The 12,703-nt window shown below is 54.7% G+C and carries 9 protein-coding genes; 5 read left to right on the top strand and 4 right to left on the bottom strand.

Annotated elements, in window-relative coordinates; genetic code table 11:
* The first annotated feature begins 272 nt into the window (after positions 1–272).
* A complete protein-coding gene (locus AGA_RS09175; protein WP_059023958.1) occupies positions 273–1,229 on the top strand; it encodes a sensor domain-containing diguanylate cyclase in 957 nt (318 codons plus the stop codon).
* A gap of 53 nt (positions 1,230–1,282) precedes the next feature.
* Here the strand turns inward: AGA_RS09175 and AGA_RS09180 are convergent, their stop codons facing one another.
* The 3 genes from AGA_RS09180 to AGA_RS09190 form a co-directional block, all read right to left on the bottom strand.
* Positions 1,283–2,479 carry an MFS transporter gene (locus AGA_RS09180; RefSeq protein WP_059024799.1) on the bottom strand — a complete coding sequence of 399 codons (1,197 nt, stop codon included), beginning with the start codon at positions 2,477–2,479 and terminating at the stop codon, positions 1,283–1,285.
* A gap of 168 nt (positions 2,480–2,647) precedes the next feature.
* Entirely contained in the window at positions 2,648–5,191 is a 2,544-nt protein-coding gene (locus tag AGA_RS09185; protein WP_059023960.1) for an excinuclease ABC subunit UvrA, read from the bottom strand.
* Entirely contained in the window at positions 5,191–6,009 is an 819-nt protein-coding gene (locus AGA_RS09190) for a deaminated glutathione amidase (protein ID WP_231945772.1), read from the bottom strand. The genes AGA_RS09185 and AGA_RS09190 overlap by 1 nt, the downstream gene beginning before the upstream one ends.
* 208 nt (positions 6,010–6,217) lie before the next feature.
* On the opposite strand from AGA_RS09190, the gene AGA_RS09195 reads away from it, so the two are divergent.
* From AGA_RS09195 to AGA_RS09210, 4 genes are all read left to right on the top strand, one after another.
* Complete coding sequence (locus AGA_RS09195; protein ID WP_059023964.1) at positions 6,218–6,988, top strand: acid phosphatase; 771 nt, start codon at positions 6,218–6,220, stop codon at positions 6,986–6,988.
* A 129-nt stretch (positions 6,989–7,117) separates the two neighbouring features.
* Complete coding sequence (locus tag AGA_RS09200; protein ID WP_059023966.1) at positions 7,118–8,599, top strand: prolyl oligopeptidase family serine peptidase; 1,482 nt, start codon at positions 7,118–7,120, stop codon at positions 8,597–8,599.
* A gap of 65 nt (positions 8,600–8,664) precedes the next feature.
* Complete coding sequence (locus AGA_RS09205) at positions 8,665–9,858, top strand: DUF3500 domain-containing protein (protein WP_059023968.1); 1,194 nt, start codon at positions 8,665–8,667, stop codon at positions 9,856–9,858.
* The gene (locus AGA_RS09210) at positions 9,855–10,400 is read left to right on the top strand and encodes a hypothetical protein (protein ID WP_059023970.1); all 546 of its coding nucleotides are present in this window, start codon (positions 9,855–9,857) and stop codon (positions 10,398–10,400) included. Before AGA_RS09205 ends, AGA_RS09210 begins: the two co-directional genes overlap by 4 nt.
* 53 nt (positions 10,401–10,453) lie before the next feature.
* Here AGA_RS09210 and AGA_RS09215 read toward each other — a convergent pair whose 3' ends face one another.
* On the bottom strand, positions 10,454–12,667 hold the full coding sequence (locus AGA_RS09215; RefSeq protein ID WP_059023971.1) for a TonB-dependent siderophore receptor: 2,214 nt from the start codon (positions 12,665–12,667) through the stop codon (positions 10,454–10,456).
* Positions 12,668–12,703: the final 36 nt, after the last annotated feature.

Raw genomic sequence — 12,703 nt, forward strand, 5'->3', positions numbered from 1 at the left:
CTAACATTAAATTTTATGCCAAAAATACAATGGGACTGACCTGCTGCCATTCCGCCCGCGCATACTTCGGATAATGCTGAATGATTGATATATGTCATTGCTTGTGCTGTATTTAGGGTTGAATCATAGCTAACATAATGCGCGGGCATCATGCGCTCCTGCCCTGCGGCTCTCCAAGCCCGTCTGTTCGTTTTGGCAATTTCAGGCCGCTGAACGATTGATTATGGGACCACCAGACCGGCCTGAATAGCTGAACAGGATAACACCCATCGATGGCAACCCCTCCCCTACCCGGTGAGATCGACTTTACTAACCTTCCTGATCTGGCGGTTCTAGGGCAAACGCTTTTCAAGCGGGTTCCAATTGGTGCGATTGTCGTTCGGTTATCTGACAGTCAGATTATCCTACGCAACCCTGCGTTCCGGCACATTGCGAACGATGACATTACAACCGTCAGCAGCCTGCTGGACACCTGTTGCGTTGACCCCACTCAACGGGAGCAGATCCACCAGCAGATCACACAGGCCAAAAGCCGGGCGGATAAGGAAGAAACCAGCGAAATGCCCGAGCTTGTACTGGACCTGAAAGGGACAGATGGCCGGGTACGCATTGTGCAGCACTACGCTCTACTGTTCCACAAAATGGACATTGCGATTGGGATTTTCCGCGATATATCAGACATCAAGCGAAAATACCGTGCACTTCAGAAAGAAGCTTTTACAGATGAGCTAACAGGCGTTGGCAATAGGCGCGGCCTGATGGAACGCTGGAATGAAGAAATGGAGGATGATCCCAATCAGGTAATCGGCTTCCTGATGATCGACCTTGACCAGTTCAAACCGATTAATGACACCTATGGCCATGCCATTGGGGACCACGTCCTTCAAAGTCTGGCGCGCAGACTGCGCAAAGGTGTCCGCAAAAGTGATTATGTCGCCCGGCTGGGCGGGGATGAATTTGGTATTCTTTTGCCTAATATCCAATCCCGCACCATGCTGGACACAATCAGAAACAAGCTTCTGGTATCACTCAAGCGCCCCGTTATAACCAACACGCTCAAGCTCAATCTGTCTGGCAGCATTGGTGGCGGCCTCTACCCGGAGGATGGTCAGGACCTCCCCGCCATTATGGTCCACGCTGACCACTCCATGTACAGCACCAAAAAGAGCATTCCTGCGAGAAAACGCTCCAAAAAGCACCGCGTGACCGCCAGATTACCTGTAGCCTGAAGGTTTGGGAGGCTGCCTATGCAGCCTCCCTCCCGTTGTTTGTGCCTGATGAATTACTCATCGTGTTCGGATGAATTCAGGACATGGGGAAACGCGGACGGGCTGAAGAAGGCGATAAGAATACCGCAAAGTGCAACCACAATGGCAAGTGGTGTCAGCACCCCAAAGCCCGCATGTGTCAACACGGCTCCGCCTGCGGCAGACCCCAACAGAATACCCACATTACTTGCCGCATTAATGGCGGCTCCCGCCACATCGGCCCGTGTAGCCCGCGCCCGAATGGCGCCAGACATCACAAAGGGAATAATGGCGGAATAGCCAATACACCATAGCCCGACCGCGCCGACAGACACCCAGCCAGAAATGATATGGCCATACATCAGCCCCATACCTACCAGCATGGCCAGACCACTTGCCAACATACCCGCAGCAGGCCGCCGATCCACAACCTGCCCGGCCCCCCATAGCCCCAGAATACTCAAGGCGCCCGTCAGCAACAGCGCGATGCTCAATGCGCCATCTGGCAGACCGTGTTCAAGCAAAAGCGGGGTCACATACGTGTAAAGCAGGTTGTGCGCAAAGAAGAACACAGCATCCACGGCAACAACAATCAGAAAAGCCCGCATCACCTTGCGAGACGCAATGCTGGGCAGGCTCTCCTTAACGGGCACGGTGGACGATACGGGGGGAAGAAAAAAGGCAATGCAGATGGTCAGCATAACCGCAATACCGGTCATGACGTACATAGCCACGCGCCAGCTAGCCAGATGCCCGACAGCAGCCGTGCCCGGAACCCCCAGAATGGCCCCAAGGGATGTGCCACCGTAAACGAAGGAAATTGCCCGCCCCGTCATTTTGGGCGGCACCAAACGTGCGGCGTAGGCCGAGACAATAGACATAAGCAGCGCATGGGCCAGCCCACCGACAAGCCGCCCTGCGCACACCAGCACAAAGGTCGGTGCCATAGCCACCATCAGATTGGACACCACATACCCCGAAAGGGAGACAAGCATCAGCCGTTTGCGGTCAATATGTGCGGTCATAATGGTAAGCGGCACGGCCCCCAGCGCCACCATGAGTGCAAAAGCACTAACGGCCAGCCCTGCTTCCCCTTCCTGTATATGGAAGGTCCGCGCCATTTCTATCAGTATGCCTACGGGGGCGACCTCGCTGGTCAGCGCCGTAAAGGTACAGGCAAACAAGGCCCAGAGCCCGATAGTAGCCCCAGCCGGAAGATCTTTAAAAAGCATGACAACCTGTTTGAATACAGAAATACGGACCAACGCCGATTCTTCGGTGCCCTTCTGGCACTCCTTGCACCAAAACGGAATAGGCGGTTTTGTATAAACAGAGTGATGCGGAACTTTTTCTTATATTCCAGTATTTTACAAATTTTCTAACAGCCCTGCATCCCTTTCCTAACCTGTATATCGGGCCAGAAACGGTGCCGTAACACTGCCTTGTGCATGGGCCACATCCTGCGGCACACCCTGCGCCACAATACGCCCCCCTTTACCTCCCGCGCCGGGGCCCAGGTCGATAACCCAGTCGGTTCGGGCAACCAGCCGCATATCATGCTCTGCAACAATGACCGTATTCCCGCCTTGCACCAGTTCGTGCAGGTGTTCCATCAGCCTGTCGGCATCATATGGGTGCAGCCCGGTTGTGGGCTCGTCCAGCACATAAAGCGTATGGCCACGCCGCTGCTTTTGCAGTTCCGTCGCCAGTTTGATGCGCTGGGCCTCGCCCCCGGAGAGTTCCGTTGCTGGTTGCCCCAGCGTCAGATGGCCAAGCCCACTCCGCTGTAGGATGCTCAGGAGTTGTGCGGGGCCTGCTTCCTCCGCAAAAAAGAGGCAGGCATCATCCACCGTCATGGCCAGAAGTTCGGCTATGGACCGACCCCGATACGTTACGTCCAGAATTTCTGGCTTGTAACGCGCACCGTGGCATGTCGGGCACGGCGCATAGACACTGGGCAGAAACAGCAGTTCCACCATAGTGGCCCCGGCTCCCTCGCAGGTGGGACAACGCCCCTTGGCGAGGTTGAATGAGAAATATCCGGCATCATACCCACGCTCCTGCGCCAACTCCGTTCGGGCATATAGTTTGCGGATCGTGTCAAACAAACCAGTATAGGTTGCAAGGTTGGAGCGTGGCGTACGGCCGATGGGTTTCTGATCAATCACCACCAGACGGTTAATGTGCTCCACGCCCGCTGTAATATCTCCTTCTGGCTCTCCCTCTCCTAAGCTCGGCAGAAGGTCGTTGCCTTCATCCTCCGCAACAGCGGGGGCTTGCCCCAACGCTTTTGCCAGCACAGTTGTCAGCACCTGACTGACGAGGGAAGATTTTCCAGACCCCGACACCCCGGTCACAGAGGTCAGAACCCCAAGCGGAAAAGAAACCGCAAGATTGTGCAGATTGTTCCAGTTTATGTTTTCAAGATTCAGCCATGCGGATGGCTTTCGAGGGGCATGATGAACAATGTTCGAAGCGGCAAACAGGTATTCCCGCGTGTGGGAGGCCGCGATGCCCTTCAGCCCTTCAAGAGGGCCAGAATACAGCACTTCGCCCCCTCGCGTCCCGGCTTGCGGACCAACATCCACCGCCCACTGGGCCTGCCGCACGATATCCAGATTATGCTCGACAAGAAAAAGCGAGTTCCCTGCGTTACGCAGGCGCTGTAATGCGGTTAGCAGAGCCTGAGTATCTGCCGGGTGCAGGCCTGCGGACGGCTCATCCAGCACATAGACCACACCAAACAGGTTGGAATGGATTTGTGTTCCAAGGCGCAAACGCTGGTATTCCCCCGGAGATAACGTCTGCACACCGCGGTCCATCTGGAGATAGCCAAGCCCAAGGTCTTCCAGCACACCAATCCGGGCGGCCATATCCTCCACAATGCGGGAGGCTGCAATGGACGTTGCGTTCACGTTGCGTCCAGCATCTACTGAGCGGCGTAATGTTGCGGCAATTATTTCCAGCGGCAATGCCGTCATGGCGGCAATGGAATAGCCGCCAAATGTCACACGCAGGGCATCTGCATTCAGCCGTTGCCCGTGGCAGGACGGGCATTCCGCTGTTGTCATAAACGCCTCGACCCGACGGCGCATCATGGCACTTTGTGAATGAGCGTATGTTTGCAGAATATAACGCCGGGCCCCTGTAAATGTGCCCTGATAAGCGGGTTCTACCCCCTCCGCCACGGCCTGCTTTATCTGCTCATGCGTTAAGCCGGGATAAACCGGATATGTCGGGGTTTCCTCTGTAAACAATATCCAGTTGCGTGTTTTTTCTGGCAGGTCACGCCACGGGATATCAACATTCACCCCTTTGGTCACAAGAATATCGCGCAGGTTTTGCCCCTGCCATGCCGTGGGCCAAGATGCCACGGCACGCTCGCGGATACTGCGCGTGGGGTCCGGCACCATGCTGGCTTCCGTTACATCATGAATCCGCCCCAACCCGTGGCACTGTTGACACGCCCCCATGGGAGTATTGGGTGAAAAAGATTCCGCCTCCAGCCGTGCCAGCCCCTGCGGGTATGTGCCTGCCCGCGCGTAAAGCATACGCAGCAGGTTGGACAATGTGGTGATGCTACCAACAGATGAGCGTCCCGAGCTGCCACCCCGCTGTTGTTGAAGGGCGATAGCAGGCGGCAAACCGTCCACCACGTCCACATCCGGCACCGGCATCTGCTGGAACAGACGGCGGGCATAGGGCGAAACGGACTCTAGATAACGGCGCTGAGCTTCCGCATAAAGCGTGCCAAATGCCAACGAAGACTTACCGGAGCCGGAAAGCCCCGTAAAAACAACCAGACTGTCACGCGGAATGTCTACGTTAACATTTTTCAGGTTATGTTCCCGCGCGCCACGCACATGGACAAACCCATCATCCCGGCTCCAGTCCGAGTTTTCTGCCTTAGTCACACCGTCCTTGTGGTTCTGTTCCTTCCCCATCAGCTATTCAGTTCCGGATCCTTGAACCTGCGATTAGCAAGCACAGGCAGGGCGGCACGCGTTGTGCGAATACGCTCCTTGTCCACATTAGCAAAAAGCAGATCGGGGTGGCAGCCTGCACGCACGACGGCAACCCCTAGGGGGTCAACCAACATGCTAGCCCCTATGTTGCGTGGACCGCACTCCCCCACAGCAGCCACATAGCAGGTATTTTCCAACGCACGGGCCGTTACCATAACCTCCCAATGCCATTCCTTACCCGGCCCACGGACCCACGCGGCTGGCACGGTCAGCATATCGGCCCCTCTTACAGCAAGAGAGCGTGCAACTTCGGGGAACCGCACATCGTAGCAGGTCATCAAACCCACCTTTATGTCCCCGACCTGCACAATGGGAGGCAGTTCGGCACCGGGAACATAGTCATTCGATTCCTTCATGCTGAAGGCGTCATAAAGGTGGAGTTTGCGGTAGCAGGCGACCAACCCGGTAGCATCCAGCACAATCTGGCAGTTATGGGTCAACGCCGGGTGGGCCGGGGTGGCGATGCAGCAGATCAGGGTTAGATCAGTTCCCGCCAGCGCGTTCACCAGTCCGCTTACAAATGGTCCATCCAGCGGCTGTGCCGTACGCACGGTAATTCCGGCGTCATGCATGTCCGCGGCAATAATGCTTTCTGGCAAAATCAGAAGTTTGGCGCCCTCGGCCACGGCCCGGTGAATAAATGAAAGACATTGGTCAAGATTGACCTGCCATTCCGAAGCAACGGCAAACTGTCCTAGAGCGACTTTCATCCGGGCAATCCTTATTGACAGCGGCATGGGGAACGGTTTTTCCACCCACCGTATTTACGACACTTAACAACCCGTGCGCAAAATCCAACCCCACGGTTTTGGCCCCAGCCCTGCACGCCACTCGTGCTAACAGACGCGCAACGCCTCCATTCATCATCAAATCGTCACACTTGACTATAAGGTATCTGGCGTATTGGACTCTACCCTGTGTTCATACCCAAGGAAGGACCACACCATGCAGCATCGTGCTTCCGTTCTGTGTGCTGCGGTCTGCCTGAGCCTGATCGGGTGGCCGCAAGCAGGGCTGACGGCCCCTGTTCTGCTGCCGGATGGTCGGGACATCCTTCCCCTTCCCCCAGCCGCTGGCTCATATGCTCAACAGGCAGACGTGCAGGCGTATGAAAGCACCCGCGCTCTGAAGGGTAACAGCAGGTGGCAACTTGCACAGAATGATGCCGACCTGAAACCGCAACACGTTATTGATGACTTCTCATGCGCTGCTGGATTTACGCTTAACCCAGAAAAACTGCCGTCCCTTCTCAGCTTACTCAACACACTGGCGGCCCCACTGGAGCAACGTGTCACCGAGGAAAAGGACTTCTGGCGGCGGCCACGCCCATTTATTGGTAATGATGCCGCCATTTGCACCCCAGAAGCCCGCACCAGATTGACAACCAGCTTTGCCTATCCATCCGGCCACACAACATGGGGCTGGCTGGTTGCGTCCATTCTGGCCAGTGCTCTGCCCGATCGTTCTACCCAGATTATGCAGCGAGGCCGCATTTTTGGCGAAAGCCGGATTGTTTGCGGCGTACATTGGAAAAGCGACGTGCAGGCTGGCTACGTGAATGGTGGTGCCATGTTTGCTGCATTACAGGACCAGCCGTGGTTTGTTGCAAAAATGGCAACAGTTCGGGCAGAACTTGGCAGTTTACGCACCCGCTCCACACCCCCCAATACCAAAACATGCACCATGGAGCATGAGGCCGCGACAAACATCTTCTAATCCCTCCTGCCTGCTTTTTATGCGCCACAATCCTCCTTTAAAACATCGCTCGGATGGTGCAGAAACAGAGTGTTGAACAGATAAGACCAAACGGTTTTCCTGTTGAACAGAGCAGAAGGGAAAGACCCCATGGCCGCAGTATCGAGACGAAACTTTGTTACGGCGGGCGCAGTCCTAGCCGGTTCTCTATCTTCCGTAGCAACCGGTGCGCGGCACATGGCCCACGCTGCAGGTGCTGGCGGCTTTATGGCTGCGTCCAACGATAGCGACCCTGCTCATGCGGGCCCTCCATCCAAAAAAGCACCCGGCATTCAAAACATCTGTGCGCTCTGCGAAGTAACGGGCGGGGGAGAAAAAGTTTACGGCATTGCTGTAGAATATGATGTGAATATCGACCCCGGCAGCCTACGGCCGGATACTTACATCGCCTCTGTTTTTCCCGCGGCTAAAGGCTTTATTGCGGGTATGCCGCAAGAGCCGGACAAAAACCGGACAACAGCAACACCGCAACGCCGCGCAATTACAGCGCTCTACACCGCCGACGCCCCCTCTCTACGGCCTGACCGGAAGAATGTGCCGGGACGATACGTTATTGCCGAATTTAACCATGACGCGGACCTAAGCCTCCCCACCACAGATAGTGATAAAGTCACACTGGTTCAGAACCGGAGCCTCCGCACCGTTGCTGGTGCGACCTATGCCGCAAGCCCCACGGTATGGGACAACACAGGCCGCCACGGGAACAACGTTGTTATTCGCGGTGTTGATGATTGGGAGCAAAGCCACTGGTGGTGGGATGACAGCCGCTCGGCATGGCTTGAATACAGCATTTACCTGCCAAAATCCTTTTTGGAAAAAGGGGGAGAGAACAAATCCTACCCTCTGGTTCTGGCCGTAACCCATTCAGGCACCAGCCCTGATGGCACATGCGCGCAGACCCTGACCGAACAATGCATTGCCAGCATATGGAGCCTGCCGGAAGAACAGGCGCGCCATGAATGTGTGGTCATCACACCCCGTTATGAACGCACAACCATGAACGATTACTGGGAACATACGTTTGATGTGGAGAACACCTACAAGCTGGTGCAATCCCTGCTCACCAACACATGGAACTATGGCAACCCCAACCGTGATGACCGGCGTGACAAAATTCTGAAAATCGACCCTAAAAGGGTGTATTGCACCGGCTGGTCCATGGGAGCGATGACCTCGCTGTGGCTGATGGCCAGACACCCCGAAACATTTGCCGCCGGACTGATTATTGCAGGCCAACAAAGACCTGCTGATATGCTGCCCCTAGCCCACCAGAAAATTCTTATCATAACCGGTTCGGAAGACGACAAGGCTACCCCGTGGAATGAAAAATGCGTCCCTCTATGGGAGCAGGTCGGGGGCAAAGTTGTTCGCCCCAAAGAGTATCTGGACCCGGCGCTAATTTTTCCAATTGACCGACAGGAAAAGTTGACCAACCAGATAAAACATTATCTGGCTCAGAACGGGAACATCACCTTCCTAACGTTCCAAGGTGTGGATCATATGGGATCAGCCCGCAAGTTTTTCCATATTCAGGCAGCAAGGGACTGGCTGCTTGAGCAGGCCAAAACATAATCCTTTTCCAAGCCACATTTTACAACACACAGCATATAGCATCCAATATTACGAGATCAGTGCAAATGCGTAAGACATCTCTGCTACTGAGCAGCATCCTGCTCACCACCATGCCAGCCTTTGCCGAACAGGCCACCCCAAGCGCACCACCCGAACCAGAGCTGCAAAGTGCGACTGCAAAAACCACATCGCAGGCGGCGGCAGCGGGTCGGGCATTTCTGGCCACATTCGATGCTAAAACCCGCGCGCAGGTACAGTTCCCGTTTACCACGCAAAAATCCGCAACATTGGCCCGCTTCCGCCGGAGCGCACCAGACCAGCCCTCTCTCCCTGCTACGGATACACAAAATGCCACTCCAGCCCGGCAGGGTCCGGGTATGGGGCCGCCGGGCGGTTTTATTGGCGAGCAATATGGCACAGCCATCTGGTCCAATTATCCCGTAAGCGATGTCCCCCGTCCGGGTATGCAAATTGGAAAACTGACTGCCAACCAGAAAACTGCTGCATTCCACCTGCTGCAAACACTGCTCAGCGCCAAAGGCTACCAGAAAGTGCAGGACATTATGGGGGCAGATCAGACGCTGGCGGATGAAGGAACGCCTTTTGCATCCGGCAAGGCGGTTTATACCATTGCTATATTTGGCGAACCGTCTGAGAGCGCACCGTGGATGTTACAGTTCGGCGGCCACCATCTGGGCCTAAACATTGTAATTGACGGCCCTCATGGTTCCATGACCCCAACCCTGACCGGGGCTCAGCCTGCCCTCTATAAACGGGATGGCAAAACCGTACGTGTGCTAGCCGGGGAAAACGACAAAGCTTTTGCTCTACTGAACGCCCTTACCCCCACCCAGCGAAAACAGGCCATCCTGCCTTATCAGGTCTCAGACCTTGTGCAGGGACCGGGGCATGATGGGGAAACCATAATACCAGAAGGTATTAAAGGATCTGCCCTGACAACAGACCAAAAGACATTACTCATAAGCATAATAGAAGAATGGGCGGGCATCATCAATCCGGCATATGCCGCGCCACATTTGCAGAACATCCATCAAACACTGGATGAAACATGGTTTGCATGGAGCGGTCCGACAACGCACCTCCCCGACCATAACGGTTCGTCCTACTACCGTATTCAGGGGCCTCATGTATTTATCGAGTTTTCACCACAGGGCGTAGGGGGCGACCCCACACTCCATGTGCATACAATATATAGGGACCCAGCCAACAGCTACGGCAGCCAGTTTACAAAACCATGACCGGAAACCGATCAGCCCTGCTCATCTCCTGCGCCGCCCTATTTTTTTCCACAGCGGCTTCTGCTCATAGGTTGGATGAATACCTGCAGGCCACGACCATTAACGTCACGCGGCACCATATTTCACTACAACTGCGCCTGACGCCGGGCGTGGACGTGGCACCGTCTGTGATGCGCCAGATAGACCAGAATAATGATGGTCAGTTTTCCATGGCCGAGCAGCAGGCTTATCGTGCACGCCTCCTGCAATCCTTGACTTTGACCATGAATGGCAAAGCTGTTGCTTTGTCAGCAAGCAGCATGACCTTCCCGCCCCCCCAGTCCATACAAAAAGGGACTGGGGTTATAGACCTTCAACTTAACGCAACAGCCGAACTCAAGGCTGGGACCTACACGTTAGTGTACCATAATCGCGGCATGGGGGCAGAAACAGCGTGGCTCGTAAACTGCCTTGTGCCACAGGACCCGGATATACACGTGGTTCAACAAACACGCTCTGCCGATCAATCCCGCTACACGCTCCAGCTGGCCATTGCCTCCTAACGTGGTCACGGGGGAGAGAGGCAACCATAAGCTTGCCTCTCTCCCTACATCGTTTACCAGCTATATCCTATGCTGGCCTGCGCGTTCCGGCGCTCGCCGTAATAGCAGTAACCTCCGACCGCACCATCGGCAAAACAGTTGGCAATATAGTTCTTGTCAAACAGGTTACGCACATTGGCCGAAACCTTCCATCCGTGTAGCGAATGAGACACATTTGACAGGTCATAAGAGATAGACGCATCAAATAGTGCGTATTGTGGGAGCCATACGCTGCCATCCTGCAACTCGCCACCATACGTCTTGGCGGCGTACCGCATACCGCCCCCAAAACCAAAACCTTTCAGCTTTCCAGAGGGCATTGTGTAAAATGCAAACAGAGAAGCATTCCCTTTGCCCGACTGAATCAACGGTTTTCCGGTAGAGTCATCCTTGACCTTTTGCACACTGATGGCAGCAGTCAGCATAAGATTATGGAACGGCTCCGCATGTGCCTCAAATTCAAACCCATCGGAATGCACCAACCCGCTTTGTACGTAGTCCCCAATAGCACCAACAGACACAAGCACATTACTCTGCTCAATATGGAAACCTGCTGCGGTGAACAATAAGGACGTGCCGGGCAGTTGATACTTCACTCCGCCTTCAAGCTGTTTACCAATAGATGGGCTTGCCTGATGCGTGGTGACACCATCGGGATTATACACATTCCCCACCTGTGGCTGGAAAGAGGTGGAGTAGCTGATATACGGCGCCAACCCAAAATCGAAATGGTAAAGCCCCGATGCACGCCATGTGATCTGGCTGGAGTTCTGCCGCTCATTGGTCGGATCAATATATTGGATCCGATGAGCATGGTACCAATCGTTACGGAGACTGCCCGTCAGAATAAAACGACGCCAGCGGATTTCATCCTGCGCATAAACACCAATCTGCTGCGTGCTGGTCACATAGTTTTCTGCCGGTGTCATAGCCGGTATGGCCATGTGATAATCAGGGTGCAGAACATCCAGATCTGGTGCATCCCCTATAAATTCATTATCCACGGATTTCTGCTGCATATAGTCAAATCCGACCATAAGCGTGTGGTGCAGCTGCCCAGTGCGGACACGCCCCTTGAACTGACTATCAAAAGCCAGATTATGGTTATGTTCCTTGGCACCGTATGCGCCCCGGCTTAGCATATTGCCGCTGGTCAGGTCGCTACTGTCATAATCACCGTAATTGTACACACTACGATAATCAGTCATAATATCATCATAGCGACCGCGCGTGCTAAAGCTCCAGTCGTTGTTAAAACGATGGTTGAAAATGTAGGTTATGGCCCCTTGCTTGCGGTTAAATTTTTCAGACGGGACATCCCCATCGTAAAAATTGCGTGGCAGATAGCCGAATGATCCGGGACGGAGAGACCCAACCAGCGGAACACCGCCGTAGGAGCCGCTCTCCGGGTCATACTGATAATTGCCCAACAGGGTCAGAGTTGTTGGCCCATCCCCACCAAACGTAAAGGACGGACTGATGCTAAAGCGCCGGCTACCCGTTCTGCTAAGCTGCGTATGCTGCCCGTTAACGGTGCCATAGAGCCTGTAACGGACAAGACCATTATCCGTTGCAAAACCACCAACATCGGCATCAACACGGTAAAGATCGAACATCCCGCCGGTTGTTCCCACATCGCCATAAAACTTCTGGTCAGTTGGTAACTTGCTGGACAGCGCCGTCAGACCACCGGGACTGGACTGCCCATAAAGGGCCGAAGCCGGCCCTTTGAGTAGTTCAACGCGATCCAGACGGAACGTATCTGTCTGGGCAACGGCAAATCCTGTTGGGCTATCCTGGACTTTCAGCCCATCCAAAAAGGTTGGCACCGTAAACCCACGCAGATCGAACAGGTCATAACGCGTGCCCTCCCCGCCGCGGGTATCTGCCGTTACACCGGCAGCATAACGCACGGCCTGATTGAGAGTCAGAACCCCACGGGCATCCATCTCATCGCGGCTGATGACCGTGACGGACTGCGCTGTCTCAACGAGTGGCGTATTTGTTTTGGTCGCGGAGGACGCCATGATAGACGCGCGGCGACCACGCACTTCAACCAGTTCATCCTGTATGGCGCTCGCCTTGGATGCTTTGGCGGCAGCGTTTCTCGCTGCTACGGTTTCCGACTGGCCGGAATTATCTGCTTTTTTCTCCTGATCTGCGGCCAATGCTGCATCGCTCAGAATAAACGAGAAAAAAACCGTATAAATAATTTTGCTGCGCTTCATACCCAACTCGTTTTGTGACCGGCTTCTCCTTCCGGA

This window comes from Acetobacter ghanensis, assembly GCF_001499675.1.
GTDB lineage: Bacteria > Pseudomonadota > Alphaproteobacteria > Acetobacterales > Acetobacteraceae > Acetobacter > Acetobacter ghanensis.